We start from the raw sequence: 15,572 nt of genomic DNA, 5'->3' as shown, positions 1-15,572 counted from the left end.
AGGCTATTAAAGAAAGAAGGAAAGAGTCATGCAGCTCAATCCCGCAGAGATTTCTGAACAAATCAAGAGCCGCATCCAGGGTCTGGTGGGTTCCACCGATGTGCGCAACCAGGGTACCGTCATCTCCGTGACCGACGGTATCTGCCGCATCTATGGCCTGTCTGATGTGATGCAGGGCGAAATGCTCGAATTCCCGGCCACCAAGGATGGCGCTGCCACCTACGGCCTGGCGCTGAACCTGGAGCGCGACTCCGTTGGTGCGGTGATTCTGGGTGAATACGAACACATCTCCGAAGGCGACACGGTCAAGTGCACCGGCCGCATTCTGGAAGTGCCGGTGGGTCCGGAACTGATCGGTCGCGTGGTGAACGCACTGGGTCAGCCGATCGACGGCAAGGGCCCGATCGACGCCAAGATGACGGACGTGATCGAGAAGGTTGCCCCGGGCGTGATCGCACGTAAATCCGTTGACCAGCCTGTGCAGACCGGCCTGAAGTCCATCGACTCCATGGTGCCGATCGGCCGCGGCCAGCGCGAACTGATCATTGGTGACCGCCAGACCGGCAAGACCGCCGTGGCCGTCGACACCATCATCAGCCAGAAGGGTCAGAACATGACCTGTATCTACGTCGCCATCGGCCAGAAGGCGTCGTCGATCAAGAACGTGGTGCGCGCCCTCGAGCAGGCCGGCGCCATGGACTACACCATCGTGGTGGCAGCTTCTGCCTCGGAATCCGCTGCCATGCAGTACGTTTCCGCGTACTCCGGCTGCACGATGGGCGAATACTTCCGCGATCGTGGCCAGGACGCCCTGATCATCTATGACGATCTGTCCAAGCAGGCCGTGGCCTACCGCCAGGTTTCCCTGCTGCTGCGTCGCCCGCCGGGCCGCGAAGCCTTCCCCGGCGACGTGTTCTATCTCCACAGCCGTCTGCTGGAGCGTGCCGCCCGTGTGAACGCCGACTACGTCGAAGCCTTCACCAAGGGTGAAGTCAAGGGCAAGACCGGTTCCCTGACCGCGCTGCCGGTGATCGAAACCCAGGCCGGTGACGTGTCCGCGTTCGTGCCGACCAACGTGATCTCCATTACCGATGGCCAGATCTTCCTGGAAACCAGCCTGTTCAACGCCGGTATCCGTCCCGCCATCAACGCCGGTATCTCCGTGTCCCGCGTGGGTGGTGCTGCCCAGACCAAGCTGATCAAGGGCCTGTCCGGCGGTATCCGTACCGACCTGGCACAGTACCGTGAACTGGCTGCGTTCGCGCAGTTCGCTTCCGATCTGGACGAAGCTACCCGCAAGCAGCTGGACCGCGGTGCCCGCGTGACCGAACTGCTGAAGCAGCCCCAGTACAGTCCGCTGCCCATCAGCCTGATGGCCGCTTCCCTGTTCGCAGTGAACAAGGGCTACCTGGACGACATCGACGTCAAGAAAGTGCTGGCATTCGAGTCCGGCCTGCATGCCCACCTCAAGGACAAGCACGCTGCGCTGCTGACCCAGCTGGAAAACGACAAGGCTTTCGACAAGGAAGGCAAGGCTGAAGCCGAACTGGCCGACGCCATCGCCGCCTTCAAGAAAAACTTCGCGTGATCACGGGAGAGCAACGTGGCAGCAGGTAAGGAAATTCGCGGCAAGATCAAATCGGTGGAAAACACCAAGAAGATCACCAAAGCCATGGAAATGGTCGCCGCATCCAAAATGCGCAAGGCGCAGGATCGCATGCACGCGGCCCGTCCGTACGCCGAAAAGGTGCGTGACATTGCTGCCAACCTCGGCATGGCCAACCCGGAGTATGTGCATCCGTTCATGAAAACGAACGATGTCAAGACGGCCGGTCTGATCGTGGTGACAACCGACAAGGGACTGTGTGGTGGCCTGAACACCAACGTGCTGCGTCAGGTGACCAACCAGATCCGTGACCTGCAGTCTGCCGGTGTGTCCACCCGTGCCGTTGCGATCGGCAACAAGGGCTTCGGCTTCCTGAACCGCGTTGGCGCCCCCGTGGTGGCCAATGCGATCCAGCTGGGGGATACCCCCCACCTGGAGAAGCTGATCGGCCCGGTCAAGGTTCTGCTGGATGCCTACGAGCGTGGCGAGCTGAGCGCGGTGTACCTGAGCTACACCAAGTTCATCAACACCATGAAGCAGGAGCCGGTGGTGCAGCAGTTGCTGCCCCTGTCGCAGGACAAGATGGTCGAGGAAGCGCGTGCCAGCGGCCGTGCCCACTCCTGGGACTACATCTACGAGCCCGACGCACAGTCCGTCATCGACGACCTGCTGCGCCGCTACGTGGAAGCCCTGGTGTACCAGGCCGTCGCCGAGAACATGGCGTCCGAGCAGTCTGCACGCATGGTGGCCATGAAGGCCGCCACCGACAACGCCGGCAACGTGATCGATGAGCTCAAGCTGGTCTACAACAAGACGCGCCAGGCTGCGATTACCAAGGAACTGTCCGAAATTGTGGCCGGTGCCGCTGCGGTGTAACCATTAAATTATTGGAGCAAAAGATGGCTCAAGAAAATCAAGTACAAGGCAAGATCGTGCAGTGTATCGGCGCGGTGGTGGACGTGGAGTTCGCCCGTGACCAGATGCCCAAGATCTATGACGCACTGAAGATGGACGGCTCCGAGCTGACCCTGGAAGTGCAGCAGCAGCTGGGTGACGGCATCGTGCGTACCATTGCGCTGGGTTCTTCCGACGGTCTGCGTCGCGGCATGATGGTGTACAACACCAAGGCCCCGATCACGGTGCCGGTTGGCAAGGCCACGCTGGGCCGCATCATGGACGTGCTGGGCAACCCTATCGACGAGCGCGGTCCGGTCGACCAGGAACTGACGGCTTCCATTCACCGCAAGGCCCCGGCCTACGACGAACTGAGCCCCTCCCAGGAACTGCTGGAAACCGGCATCAAGGTGATTGACCTGGTGTGCCCGTTTGCCAAGGGCGGCAAGGTGGGTCTGTTCGGTGGTGCCGGTGTGGGCAAGACCGTGAACATGATGGAACTGATCAACAACATCGCCAAGGCACACAGCGGTCTGTCCGTGTTTGCCGGTGTGGGTGAGCGTACCCGTGAAGGTAACGACTTCTACCACGAGATGGCCGATTCCGGCGTGGTGAACCTGGAGAACCTGGGCGAGTCCAAGGTGGCAATGGTTTACGGCCAGATGAACGAGCCCCCGGGCAACCGTCTGCGTGTGGCCCTGACCGGCCTGACCATGGCCGAGTCCTTCCGTGACGAAGGCCGTGACGTGCTGTTCTTCGTGGACAACATCTACCGCTACACGCTGGCTGGTACCGAAGTGTCCGCCCTGCTGGGTCGTATGCCTTCCGCCGTGGGTTACCAGCCGACGCTGGCCGAGGAAATGGGCCGCCTGCAGGAGCGTATTACCTCCACCAAGGTGGGTTCCATTACGTCCATCCAGGCCGTGTATGTGCCGGCGGATGACTTGACCGACCCGTCTCCCGCCACGACCTTCGCCCACCTGGACTCCACCGTGGTGCTGAGCCGTGACATTGCTGCCCTGGGTATCTACCCGGCCGTGGATCCGCTGGACTCCACCAGCCGTCAGCTGGACCCGAACGTGGTCGGCGAAGAGCACTATGGCGTGGCCCGTGCCGTGCAGGGTACCCTGCAGCGCTACAAGGAACTGCGTGACATCATCGCGATTCTGGGCATGGACGAACTGGCTCCGGAAGACAAGCTCACCGTGGCTCGCGCCCGCAAGATGCAGCGTTTCCTGTCCCAGCCGTTCCACGTGGCCGAAGTGTTCACGGGTTCTCCGGGCAAGTACGTGCCGCTGTCGGAAACCATCCGCGGCTTCAAGATGATTGTCAACGGCGAGTGCGATCACCTGCCGGAGCAGGCCTTCTACATGGTCGGCACCATCGACGAAGCCATCGAAAAAGCCAAGAACCTCGGCTGATAAGGGGTAGTGTATGAGCACCCTGCAAGTCAATGTGGTCAGTGCGGAAGAGTCGATCTTCTCCGGTCGTGCCAAGTTCGTGGCACTGCCGGGTGAGAGCGGCGAGCTGGGTATCCTGCCCGGCCACACGCCGCTGATCTCCCGCATCAAGCCTGGCTCCGTGCGTATCCAGACTGAAAATGGTGACGAGGAGTTTGTCTTCGTGGCTGGCGGCATTCTGGAAGTGCAGCCCAACGTTGTCACCGTGCTGTCCGACACCGCCATCCGCGGCAAGGATCTGGACGAAGGCAAGGCCAAGGCGGCACAGCAAGCGGCTGAAGAAGCCCTGCGCAACGCCAAGACCGATTTTGACGTTGCCATGGCCCAGTCCGAACTGGCCGTGATGGCGGCTCAGATCGCGGCGCTGCGCAAGTATCGCCAGAAGCGCTGATGCTTGTTGCCGGCTCGCGCCGGTGACGGCAAGAAGCCTGAAAACCCTGTTCGCAAGGACAGGGTTTTTTTATTGTCAATGTAAATATATTCCCCGCCTAACGGGGTAAGGTCGCGCAGGCGGCAGGCGGCAGGCGGCAGGCGGCAGGCGGCAGGCGGCAGGCGGCAGGCGGCAGGCGGCAGGCGGCAGGCGGCAGGCGGCAGGCGGCACACGGCACACGGCACACGGCACACGGCACACGGCACACGGCACACGGCACACGGCGGGGTCAGAGTTCGGTCTTCAGAGACGTAAGAGGGTAGAGGACACGGCTGAAGACACAGCAATCGGAAAAGGCAAGTTCAAGCGCCCCGACCCGAACTTGGCTCCGTGCATGCCCGAAACAAAGCGGAAACGCTCCAGAACCCCAGAAGCAAAGAAAACAGGTGCCCTCAGCCGAGGATCACAGGCGCGTCGGGCAGTTCGTTCAGCCGCGGGCGATGCGGGTTCGGCGGGAAGTGGGTAGCGAGCAGGGTGGTCACGTCGTTCAGCGCGATGCCAAGCGCCTGTTCGTACTTACCTTGGCGCAGCGGCTCGCACATGCGCTGGGTGATGTGTGTCCACTCTGCCTGGGGAACGTGGCGGTTGAAGCCGCGGTCGGCAATGATCTCGATGGCGTGCTCCTGCAGCAGCAGGTAGATGAGTACGCCGTTGTTGTGCTCAGTGTCCCAGACGCGCAGCTTGCCGAACAGTGACAGCGCGCGTTCGCGTGCAGGGGCCTGCCGTTCCACGTAGCTGGGCGGCATGGCCGCTTCGACGCAAAGGCGGATTTCGCCACAATGCAGGCGTTCGCTGTCGCTCACCCGGGCCGAGAGGCGTTGTTGCGCGTCCGCAGGCAGGACCTGCGAGACCGCAGAAGAGCTTGCTTGCGCGGGTGTTGCCTGCCGGCTGAAAAGCTGCCTGAATACCATGGTTACCAGTCTCCCGAGGCGCCGCCTCCGCCAAAGTCGCCGCCCCCGCCAGAGCCGAAGCCCCCTCCAAAGCCGCCACCACCGCCCCAGCTGCCTCCGCGGCCCCAGTCAGTGGGCGGACCGGGAAGAATGATGGGCCCGCCGCGCCCACGGCCACCGCCGCCCGGAGGCAGCATGCCTCCGCCACCGCCCATGCCGGTCACGAGTGCGATGAACAGGCCGGCAAGGCCTGCCAGTCCCGCGGCCAGCAGCACGCCGGAAAGCAGGAACATGGTACCGCCCGCCAGTGCGCCGGTCGCCATCGAGCCGAGCGGCCTGCCCATGAGGGACTTGAGGATGCCGCCTCCAATGAGGCTGATCATGGCCACGATCACGATGGCGGACATCCAGTCCATGCCCTCATCCACCGGGGATGGGGCAGGCGTGTTGCCAGGCAGTGGCAGCGCTTCGCCGTCCAGCCGCGCCGTGATCTGGTCGATGGCTGCGGAGATCCCGCCTGCAAAGTCGTTGACGCGGAAACGGGGTTTCATGGCATCGTCGATGATGCGTCCGGCGGCAATGTCCGGAACAGCGCCTTCCAGCGCCTTGGCAACCTCGATGCGCATGCGCCGGTCGTCCTTGGCGACGATGATGAGGATGCCGTCCCCGACATCCCGGCGGCCGATTTTCCAGGTGCTGGCGACGCGGTAGCCGAAAGAGGCAATGTCTTCGGGCTGCGTGGTTGCCACCATGAGCACGACGAGCTGGCTGCCCCGGGCCTGTTCGTAGGCGGCCAGCTTGGCTTCTAGAGCAGCCTTGTCGGTCGGGCTGAGGGTGCCGGTCTGGTCCATGACGCGCGCCGTGAGGGCGGGCACCGGTACCAGCTGCTGCGCCCAGGCGGAAGGCAGCCATGCACACAGGCCCAGCAACAGGCTGGCCAGCCAGATTCTCCAGCGGATGGCCGGTGCCAGTGTCAGGGCGCTGCTGTGCATCACGGAGTGCCTCGTTCAGGCAAGGCGCTTACTGCTTCTTCTCGTCACCGAAATCCACCTTGGGCGGGGCGGAAATGGCGGCTTCGTTTTCGACCGTGAAGTTGGCCTTGGGCTTGTAGCCGAAGATCATGGCAGTCAGGTTGGTCGGGAACTGGCGTGCGAGCACGTTATATTCCTGAACCGACTTGATGTAGTTGTTGCGGGCCACGGTGATGCGGTTTTCGGTACCTTCCAGCGTCACACGCAGGTCGCGGAAGGCCTGGTTGGCGCGCAGCTGGGGATACTGTTCGGCCACGACCATCAGGCGCGACAGGGCGCCGGAGAGCTCACCCTGGGCATCCTGGAACTTCTTGAAGGCTTCCGGGTTGTTGACCAGTTCGGGTGTGGCCTGGATGGAGGTGGCCTTGGCGCGGGCCTCGATCACCTTGGTCAGGGTTTCCTGCTCGAAATTGGCTTCGCCCTTGACGGTGGCCACGATGTTGGGCACCAGGTCGGCGCGACGCTGGTACTGGTTGAGCACTTCGCTCCAGGACGACTTGACTTGTTCGTCCAGCGACTGGAACTGGTTATAGCCGCAGCCGCTGAGGCTGAACAGGCCGAGAATGGAAATCAGGATCAGGAACCAGCGTTTCATGGTGGAGGTCTCCCCGGTGGGTGCAAGAATACTGCAAGCATAGCGCAGTTTTTTTGCGGCTTCCTGCAGGAATACGCCGACAGATGGCGCCAGCGTGACAGAGTCAACATACAGCCTTTGCCGGCTGATATGCTGGCGGCATGGAGTTTCACTACCGTCCCCCGCGCTGGCTGCCGGACGGCCATAGCCAGACCATCTGGCCGGCGCTGTATGCCCGTGCCTGGAGCGGGGAGCGGCCACGCTATGTGCGCACGCGCTGGGATGCCCCGGATGGCGATTTTGTTGACGTGGACTGGTTGCAGCCGGTGCTGGGGGATCACGACTTCCGCGGTGTGTCCTGTCGGGATTCCGGGAGGGAAGCGCCTCTTGCCAATGAGGTGGGAGGCAGGAACGGGGAAGCGGTGAAGGCCGAGGGCGGCCCGTCGTCAGTCGGAGGGCAGCGGAAGCCTGCCCTGCTGGTGCTGTTTCATGGTCTGGAGGGCTCTTCCGCCAGCCATTACGCCCTGGCGATTGCGGACCGGGCACGCAGCCTTGGCTGGGCGTTTGCGGTGCCGATGTTCCGCGGTTGCAGCGGGGAGCCGAACCGAGCGGCGCGTGCCTATCACAGCGGAGACTGGAGCGAGGTCGACTGGATCCTCGCACGCATGCAGGCCTGGAAAGATGAACACCTGGGGCCAGAGGCGGCGCTTTTCGTGGCCGGCGTGTCGCTTGGGGGCAATGCCTTGCTGCGCTGGGCCCAGCAGCAGGGTACGCGTGCGATGGAGCGGGCGAGCGCTCTGGCTGTCATCAGTGCCCCGCTGGATCTGGCGGCTTGCGGGCACGCGCTGCACCGGGGATTCAACCGCGTGAGCTATGAACGCATGTTTCTCGCAAGCATGAAGCACAAGGCACGGCAGAAGGCGGCGCAGTATCCGGACCTGTTCGATCTGCAGCGGGTGTTGCGGGCGCGCAGCCTGTTCGATTTCGATGATGCATTCACGGGGCCGCTGCACGGCTTTGGCGGGGCGGATGACTACTGGCGGCGGGCATCCTCGCGGCCGCATCTGCATGCGCTGCAGATTCCGACCTTGTTGCTCAATGCGCGCAACGATCCGTTCGTGCCGGCTTCCGTGTTGCCTGCGGCCGGTGATGTGCCCGACTGTGTCACGCTGTGGCAGCCGAAGGCGGGAGGACACGTCGGGTTTGCGGAAGGGCGGTGGCCGGGACAGGTGCTGGGCATGCCCCGGGCCGTCACGGACTGGATGCAGGCGACTTGCGCCACAATCAGCAACAAGGGGCACGGAGCCCCGCAGGAGTAGAGCAATGGACGAACTGGTAAGACAGGCGATGGCGAAGTGGCCGAATGTGCCGCATGCATATGGCTGGCTGGGTCTGGGCATGCGGGGAGACTGGTACTTGCGGGACGAGGCGGCGCAGGCGGCGGGTCCGTTCAGCGGCCCCGGCAGCAGCGCGGCCAGCCGGGGTTCAGTGCTGCAGCTGGAGAAGCTGGTCGAGTTCATCGGCCGCAACTATCTGGTGGACGAGCAGGGGCGCTGGTATTTCCAGAATGGCCCGCAGCGGGTGTTCGTGGAGCTGGAAAGCACGCCCTGGGTGCTGCGCGTCGAGCAGCAGGGGGACGGCTACAAGGTGTGTACGCACACCGGCCTGCCTGCGAAAGTGGAACGTGCGCTGTGCGACGAGGAGGGGCATGTCTACCTCGTTACTGACCACGGCCTGGGTCTGGTGCACACGCTGGACACACTGGTGATGGCGGAGGCGGTCGAAGATGTGATGTGGCCGCTGGAAGATGTGCAGGCGGCCAGCCTGCCGGAGCGCTTTGGTTACCGCATGAGCCCGCAGAAGGATCAGCAGGCCTGATTCCTGCATGAAAAAACACCCCAAGGCTGCATGACAGCATTGGGGTGTCTGGGGCGGCTGGCACCGGTGGTACCAGCGGCAGGGGATTACTTGGCGACGCTGACCATGTACTGGACGGCAGCCTTGACTTCATCGTCGGAAGCGGTGGAGCCGCCCTTGGGAGGCATTACGCCTTTCTTGCCGGTGAAGCCTTCGATGGCGTGCTTGAACAGCGTGGCTTCGCCTTGGGCGATGCGCGGGGCCCAGTCGGCCTTGTCATCCAGCTTGGGAGCGCCGGCCACACCAGCAGCGTGGCAAACTTGGCAGGAAGCCTTGTACAGGGCTTCGCCGTTGCCACCGGCAGCGGCGGCAGCAGGAGCGGCGGCAACTGCCGCGCTGGCGGCTGCGGGAGCTGCTTCAGAGGCGGCAGGAGCTGCGGCGGAAGCGTCGGCGGCCGGGGCGGAGGCGGCACCGGAAGCAGCACCGGCTGCGCCGTCAGCGGCAGCAGGCTCGGGGAAGCTGCCACCGCTCTTGTTGGCCATGAAGACCACGGCGCGCTTGACTTCGTCGTCGGTGAAGGTCGTGCCGCCACGCGGAGGCATGGTGCCCTTGGCGCCGGTGAAGCCTTCGATGGCGTGCTTGTACAGGGTTTCGACGCCCTGGCCGATACGCGGACCCCAGTCGGCTGCATCGGCCAGCTTGGGAGCGCCAGTTACGCCAGCGTCGTGACAGGCTGCACAGGCAGCCTTGTAGGCTTCTTCGCCGGTTTTGGGAGCGCCGCCGGCAGCGGGGGCTTCCTGCAGTTCGACGCTGCCAACTTTCTGGATGCGCTGGGCGGCAGCCATCTGTGCTGCGGGGCTGTCTGCATTGAAGGACGGAGTGGCGTAGGTGCTGAAGTACACCGCGATGGCCAGCAGTGCAAACAGGGCACCGAAGGTGAGCACAGCGACAATCGCCAACTGGCGGTTCTTGGTCGCCTCGGAAACATTGTATGTATCAAGAGCGTTCTGGCTCATAACGTCCTCAGGGCAGTGTTGATTGGAAACTAAAAGTGACAGGCAATTATAGTCACCGCTGCTGCAAAAAACACCTACAATTGCCGGTTGCTGCACGGTTCCTGTCATGCTTACCACAACATCCGGGCCCTGCAGCAGCTTTCTTTTTTGCGCGACTGTAGCTCAGTGGATAGAGTATTGGCCTCCGAAGCCAAGGGTCGTGGGTTCGATCCCCGCCAGTCGCGCCACCTTCCCCATCATATCCAGCTCTGTTGCCATCGAGCCCGCTTTTGCAGGAAAGCGGGTTTTTTCGTTGGTGCGGTCTGCTTGCTGGAGGGTGCGTAGTACAAAAAATCCCCCAGACCCGAAGGCGTGGGGGACCGGATCGGGAGCGCCCCGTTGCCGGGGCATGCTCTTCTTACAGCGCGATCGGGCCGCCGTCCTTGCGCGTCACCACGACCGTGGCAGAGCGCGGACGCTTGTGGCCCTGGTGGTGGCTGATGATGCCCGGCTGGTTGCCCGGCCAGTGGCTGGTGAAGGTGTTGGTGGCGAAATCGCCCTTGTCTTCACCCGGGTGTTGCACGTTGAAGAACAGCGTCTTGCCATCGGGAGTGACCACCACACCGGTGATTTCGCAGTCGAACGGGCCGACCAGGAAGCGGCGCACGTTGGCACCCGTGGCGTGGGCACCCATGATGGTTTCCTGGCCGTCGCTGGTGGTGACGCGCTTGCCATCACCCACCTGGCCCGGAATGGCCGCCAGCATCATGCAGTTGGTCACGTCGGTATAGGAGCCGTCGTCGGTCTGGATCCACAGCAGGCCGGCACCACCGTCGGTACGCTGGTCGAAATACAGGCCGTCGGGGCTGGAGAAGTCGTTGGTGGCGGACAGGTTGGAGAGGTTCTCGCTCTGCTTGCCGTCCACGCGGGCGCCGAACAGGTAGATGTCCCACTGGAACTTGGTACCGGCCTGGCTGCCTTCTTCGCGCCAGCGCACGATGTGGCCGTTGGTGTTGCCGATGCGCGGGTTGGCCGCGTCCAGCGGGATCTTCACGCCGTCACGCTTGGAGTTGTTGGTCATGGTCATGTAAACCTCGTTGTTCAACGGGTTCACACCGCCCCATTCGGGACGGTCCATCTTGGTGGCGCCCATGAAGTCGGCTGCCAGACGGCAGTGCATGACCACGTCGGCCTGGTCGGCAAACGGGTAGACCGGGTTGGAGGCGTCGATGCCGTTCTTGCCGTGGGTCAGCTCCAGCCATTCGCCAGTGCCGTCGTCATTGAACTTGGCGGCGTACAGCGTGCCCTTGTCCAGGTACTTTGCGCCGGCAGCAGCACCACCGTTGACGTCCTTCGGATCCCACTTGGCATCGGACACGAACTTGAACACGTATTCGTTGCGGGCATCGTCACCGGAGTAGATCACGATGGGTTCGCCAGCCTTGGCGGGAGCGGGCCAGGCGCCTTCGTGGTTGAAGCGGCCGAGGGCCGAGCGCTTGACCGGCTTGGAGTCGGGGCGGAAGGGGTCGATTTCCACAACCCAGCCGAAGCTGTTGAAGATGTTGCGGTAGTCATCCCTGGCCGCAGCAGCACTCACGGCGCTGTTCCAGCGCTTGAATTCCTCGCCTTCGGGGGTGTCCCAGCCGTAGGGGTTCTCGCGGCCCTGGGGCAGGCCGTAGCGGTTGAGCGCCACGATTTCGGAGGCGGAACGCTGAGTGTCGTCGTCGACAGCGCGACCGATCACGTTCAGGTAGTTCTCTTCGCAGGTGAGGTAAGTGCCCCAGGGGGTGTAGCCGCAGGCGCAGTTGTTGTTCATGCCGAAGGCTTCCTTGCCATCCACGGACAGCTTGGTCACCAGCTTGGCGTTGCCGGCTGCCGGGCCGGCCATCTCCATCGGTGTGGCGGAGTGCACGCGACGGTTGTATTTGGAGCCGCGCACCATTTCCATCTCGTTGCTGCCGGCCTTGCGCTGGATTTCGGACACGCTGGCGCCGTGGGCAAAGATTTCCTTGCGGACTTCTTCGGCCGGACGCTTGCCATCCACACGGGTGCTGCCAGCCGGGTGCAGACCGTAGGGGGCGACCACGTACTCGTGGTTCACGCACAGCAGGCCGCGGTCGGAGCGGTTGGCGTCGAACTTGCCGTCGTCGCTCAGGCCGAAGTAGTACATGCCGTCATGGCCGTCGCCGATACGGCGCTGATAGGATTCGGCGCTCTCGGTGCCTGTGTCGCTCCAGGAGGTGTCGCCATAGTGCAGCGGATCGCCGAGCGCGTGCAGGATGCTGACCTGGTAATCCTTGGGTACCGTCACCAGGTCGGCGTTGGTGTGGGCCACCGGTTCGAAGTTCAGTTTCAGTTCCTTGGGGCCATTGCTGACCGGAGGCTTGGCCGGGCCGGAGCCATCACCGCCGCAGGCCGTCAGGCCAACGGAGCCAAGCAGGACACCAGCGGACGTGGCCACGCTGCCGCGCAGTACGCCACGGCGGTTCATGTTGGCCGCCAGGATGTCGGAGAAGTGGGCATTGCCGCTGTGGTTGACGATTTCGTTGTCGTCGTACGTGGAAATTTCGGTAGTGGTAGTAGGTTTCATGAGGGCTCCAGGCAAATGGGTCCGTGCATGATGCGTGGCTCAGGTTACAGACCTGTGACATGCGCAAGCAGATGCGAACGGGCGGTCACTTTGGCCGGGATCCGGAAAAATCCTTCGAAATATTCGGCACTTAAGAGCGAGGTACTAGCTGCTACAGCGTTTCCCGGGCGTACGGAATTCCTTCGTCGTCGTAAATCTCGTAGATCAGCGTGAGCAGGTTGCGCAGGTCCTGCGAGTCGTCCAGCATGCGGATGGCCATGACGATGGGGGAGGTGACGCCGCGTTCGTCCAGCGGCAGGTAGGTGACGTCGGTGCGCTGCATGCCGTGCACGCTTTTCGGCACGATGGACAGGCCGGCGCCGGCGGCGACCAGGCCGAGGGCGATCTGCAATTCGCGCACTTCCTGCATGTTGGCCGGTTCGAGGCCGCGGTCGCGGAAGGCGGCCAGCACCTGGTCGGCAAAGCTCGGCCGCGGGGCGCGCGGGAACAGGATGAGCGGTTCATGCACGATCTGCTGCAGGCGCACCGGCTTGCCGGCCAGACCGAGCGGGTGCTCGAAGGGCACGGCCAGCATCATCACTTCCTCGCGCAACACGATGCGGCGCACGTTGGCATCGTCGATGCGCACGCGGCCGAAGCCGACGTCGATGCGGCCTTCCTTGAGCGCCTGGTTCTGCTCCACCGTGGCCATCTCGTGCAGGGTGAGTTCGATGTGGCTGTATTCGCTGCGAAAGCGCCGGATGATCTTGGGCAGGATGCCGTACAGGGTGGATGGCACGAAGCCGAGCGAGAGCTTGCGCTCGATCTTGCCGATGCGGCGCGTCATGGCCTGCACGTCCTGGGCGCGCGCCAGCATGTCGCGTGCGTGGCCGTAGAAGAAGCGGCCGGCTTCGGTGAGCTTGAGCGGGCGTGTGCCGCGCTGGAACAGCGGGGTGCCCAGCTCCTCTTCCAGTTGCTGGATCTGCCGGCTCAGCGGGGGCTGGGCGATGAACAGGCGCTCGGATGCGCGGGTGAAATTGCGTTCTTCGGCAACGGCGACGAAGTAGCGCAGATGGCGGAGTTCCATGGCCTGACTCCTCCTGAAAAAGACGCCTTGGAAGGGGCAAGAAAGCGCTTCATCGAACTATACCAATAAGGTATGAAATATATACCAAATCAGTCTTTGACGCTTCAAATCGCCCCAATTACAGTCCAAATCTCGATATTCTGCAAAAAATGATGTTTGCAGGGTATGGTAGGGATAACCCTTGGAGATCGAAAACGGTGTCGGGGTTGCCAGTGGCAGGGACAGGCCGACGCAATGCATGGAACCGTCCCGATTCAAAGCATGGAGCGAGGAGACAAGGATGATTCCCATCAAAGTGGAACCCAACCAGGGCAGCGTCAATCTGGACGGCCTGCTGATCGAGGACGAGGCCAGCGGCGATTACCGCCTGAACCGCCGCGCCTTCACCGACGAGAAGCTGTTCGAACTCGAGATGAAATACATCTTCGAGGGCAACTGGATCTTTCTGGCACACGAGAGCCAGATTCCGAACAACAACGACTATTACACCACCACCATGGGCCGCCAGCCGGTGTTCATTGCGCGCAACCGCAATGGCGAGCTGAACGCCTTCATCAACGCCTGCCCGCACCGCGGCGCCACGCTGTGCCGCCACAAGAAGGGCAACAAGGCCACCTACACCTGTCCGTTCCATGGCTGGACCTTCAACAACAGCGGCAAGCTGCTGAAGGTGAAGGATCCGGAAGATGCCGGTTACCCCGACAGCTTCAACAAGGAAGGCTCGCACGACCTGAAGAAGGTGGCGCGCTTCGAGAACTACCGTGGCTTCCTGTTCGGCAGCCTGAACCCCGACGTGAAGCCGCTGACCGAGTTCCTGGGCGAAGCGGCCAAGATCATCGACATGATCGTGGACCAGTCGCCCGAAGGGCTGGAAGTACTGCGCGGAGCGTCGTCCTACACCTTCGACGGCAACTGGAAGCTGACCGCCGAGAACGGCGCGGACGGCTATCACGTGACGGCCGTGCACTGGAACTATGCCGCCACCACCAGCCGCCGCAAGGAAGAGAACGCCCGCGAGGACAAGATCAAGGCGATGGACGCCGGCTCCTGGGGCAAGCAGGGCGGCGGCAGCTATGCCTTCGAGCATGGCCACATGCTGCTGTGGACACTGTGGGGCAACCCGGAAGACCGTCCCAACTTCCCGCGTCGCGAGGAATACATCGAGAAATTCGGAGAGGCCCGTGCCGACTGGATGGTGAAGCGTTCGCGCAACCTGTGCCTGTACCCCAACGTGTACCTGATGGACCAGTTCGGTTCGCAGATCCGTGTGGTGCGCCCGATTTCCGTGAACAAGTCGGAAGTGACGATCTACTGCATCGCTCCCAAGGGCGAGGCACCCGAGGCGCGTGCCCGCCGCATCCGCCAGTACGAGGACTTCTTCAACGCCAGCGGCATGGCCACGCCGGACGATCTGGAAGAGTTCCGCGCCTGCCAGCAGGGTTACAACGGCATTGCGCTGGAGTGGAACGACCAGTCGCGCGGCAGCAAGCACTGGATCCGCGGTGCGGACGAAGCCGCCGAAGCCATCGGCCTGAAGCCGCTGCTGTCGGGCGTGAAGACCGAGGACGAAGGACTGTACACGCTGCAGCACCACTACTGGATGGAAGTGATGCAGCAGGCCGTGGAGAAGGAAGGAGCAGCAGCATGAGCGCGAACAACGATCTGGTGAACCTGAAGGCATTCCTGTACAAGGAAGCGCGCCTGCTCGATGACGAGCAGTGGGACGAATGGCTGGAGTGCTACGACGAGAACGCGCAGTTCTGGATGCCTTCCTGGGATGACGATGACACGCTGGTGACCGATCCGCAGACCGAGATCTCGCTGATCTACTACCCGAACCGCCAGGGTCTGGAAGACCGCGTGTTCCGCATCAAGACCGAGCGCTCCAGCGCCACCATGCCGGACACTCGCACCAGCCACAACATCAGCAACGTGGAGCTGGAAGGGCAGGAGGGCGACATCGTCACCGTGCGCTTCAACTGGCACACGCTGAGCTTCCGCTACAAGACGATCTACCAGTACTTCGGCATGTCGCGCTACCGCATCGACGTGTCCGGCGCACAGCCGAAGATCGTGGACAAGTACGTGGTGCTGAAGAACGACTACATCAACCAGGTGATCGATATCTATCACATCTGAGAAAGGACGCGCCGGCGCTTGCATGAGGGCCGGTGCCCAC

At 63.0% G+C, this 15,572-nt stretch carries 14 protein-coding genes and 1 tRNA gene; 9 read left to right on the top strand and 6 right to left on the bottom strand.

Annotated elements, in window-relative coordinates; all coding sequences use genetic code 11:
* Positions 1–28: 28 nt before the first annotated feature.
* Genes atpA through BMW28_RS11755 form a run of 4 tightly spaced genes read left to right on the top strand, consistent with a single transcriptional unit; the run spans position 29 to position 4,351 of the window.
* A complete protein-coding gene (atpA, locus tag BMW28_RS11770; protein WP_091818190.1) occupies positions 29–1,588 on the top strand; it encodes a F0F1 ATP synthase subunit alpha in 1,560 nt (519 codons plus the stop codon).
* Between the two features lie 15 nt (positions 1,589–1,603).
* Positions 1,604–2,482 (top strand): F0F1 ATP synthase subunit gamma, encoded by an 879-nt coding sequence (gene atpG / locus BMW28_RS11765; RefSeq protein WP_091818188.1) that lies wholly within the window; start codon positions 1,604–1,606, stop codon positions 2,480–2,482.
* Between the two features lie 23 nt (positions 2,483–2,505).
* The gene (gene atpD, locus BMW28_RS11760; RefSeq protein WP_091818246.1) at positions 2,506–3,921 is read left to right on the top strand and encodes a F0F1 ATP synthase subunit beta; all 1,416 of its coding nucleotides are present in this window, start codon (positions 2,506–2,508) and stop codon (positions 3,919–3,921) included.
* 13 nt (positions 3,922–3,934) lie between these two features.
* Positions 3,935–4,351: a F0F1 ATP synthase subunit epsilon gene (locus tag BMW28_RS11755; RefSeq protein WP_091818186.1), complete on the top strand. Its 417-nt coding sequence runs from the start codon at positions 3,935–3,937 to the stop codon at positions 4,349–4,351.
* A gap of 431 nt (positions 4,352–4,782) precedes the next feature.
* Here the strand turns inward: BMW28_RS11755 and BMW28_RS11750 are convergent, their stop codons facing one another.
* From BMW28_RS11750 to BMW28_RS11740, 3 genes are read right to left on the bottom strand one after another with little or no spacing between them, the layout of a single operon-like run.
* Positions 4,783–5,301, bottom strand: coding sequence for a TPM domain-containing protein (locus tag BMW28_RS11750; RefSeq protein ID WP_091818184.1), 519 nt, complete (start codon positions 5,299–5,301; stop codon positions 4,783–4,785).
* A gap of 2 nt (positions 5,302–5,303) precedes the next feature.
* A complete protein-coding gene (locus tag BMW28_RS11745) occupies positions 5,304–6,272 on the bottom strand; it encodes a TPM domain-containing protein (protein WP_091818182.1) in 969 nt (322 codons plus the stop codon).
* A gap of 28 nt (positions 6,273–6,300) precedes the next feature.
* Positions 6,301–6,906 (bottom strand): LemA family protein, encoded by a 606-nt coding sequence (locus BMW28_RS11740; protein ID WP_091818180.1) that lies wholly within the window; start codon positions 6,904–6,906, stop codon positions 6,301–6,303.
* Between the two features lie 140 nt (positions 6,907–7,046).
* Between BMW28_RS11740 and BMW28_RS13185 the strand changes: the two genes are divergently transcribed.
* Positions 7,047–8,204: a YheT family hydrolase gene (locus tag BMW28_RS13185; RefSeq protein ID WP_091818178.1), complete on the top strand. Its 1,158-nt coding sequence runs from the start codon at positions 7,047–7,049 to the stop codon at positions 8,202–8,204.
* A 4-nt stretch (positions 8,205–8,208) separates the two neighbouring features.
* Positions 8,209–8,763 (top strand): DUF2946 family protein, encoded by a 555-nt coding sequence (locus BMW28_RS11730; RefSeq protein ID WP_091818176.1) that lies wholly within the window; start codon positions 8,209–8,211, stop codon positions 8,761–8,763.
* 86 nt (positions 8,764–8,849) lie between these two features.
* On the opposite strand, the gene BMW28_RS11725 is transcribed toward BMW28_RS11730, so the two are convergent.
* Positions 8,850–9,758 carry a c-type cytochrome gene (locus BMW28_RS11725; RefSeq protein ID WP_091818174.1) on the bottom strand — a complete coding sequence of 303 codons (909 nt, stop codon included), beginning with the start codon at positions 9,756–9,758 and terminating at the stop codon, positions 8,850–8,852.
* Between the two features lie 151 nt (positions 9,759–9,909).
* Between BMW28_RS11725 and BMW28_RS11720 the strand changes: the two genes are divergently transcribed.
* Positions 9,910–9,985: transfer RNA gene (locus tag BMW28_RS11720), tRNA-Arg, on the top strand.
* Between the two features lie 170 nt (positions 9,986–10,155).
* Here BMW28_RS11720 and BMW28_RS11715 read toward each other — a convergent pair.
* Positions 10,156–12,327, bottom strand: coding sequence for a PhoX family protein (locus BMW28_RS11715; RefSeq protein ID WP_091818172.1), 2,172 nt, complete (start codon positions 12,325–12,327; stop codon positions 10,156–10,158).
* 151 nt (positions 12,328–12,478) lie between these two features.
* Complete coding sequence (locus BMW28_RS11710) at positions 12,479–13,393, bottom strand: LysR family transcriptional regulator (protein WP_091818170.1); 915 nt, start codon at positions 13,391–13,393, stop codon at positions 12,479–12,481.
* 280 nt (positions 13,394–13,673) lie between these two features.
* Here BMW28_RS11710 and benA point away from each other — a divergent pair, with 280 nt between their 5' ends.
* Both benA and benB read left to right on the top strand, forming a co-directional pair.
* Positions 13,674–15,041: a benzoate 1,2-dioxygenase large subunit gene (gene benA / locus BMW28_RS11705; RefSeq protein ID WP_091818168.1), complete on the top strand. Its 1,368-nt coding sequence runs from the start codon at positions 13,674–13,676 to the stop codon at positions 15,039–15,041.
* Positions 15,038–15,532 (top strand): benzoate 1,2-dioxygenase small subunit, encoded by a 495-nt coding sequence (benB, locus tag BMW28_RS11700; RefSeq protein ID WP_091818166.1) that lies wholly within the window; start codon positions 15,038–15,040, stop codon positions 15,530–15,532. Before benA ends, benB begins: the two co-directional genes overlap by 4 nt.
* Positions 15,533–15,572: the final 40 nt, after the last annotated feature.

The organism is Allobrachymonas denitrificans DSM 15123 (genome assembly GCF_900110225.1).
Lineage (GTDB): Bacteria > Pseudomonadota > Gammaproteobacteria > Burkholderiales > Burkholderiaceae_C > Brachymonas > Brachymonas denitrificans.
Note: the sequence above shows the minus strand (reverse complement) of the source record. Positions and strands in the feature narration are given on the sequence as shown.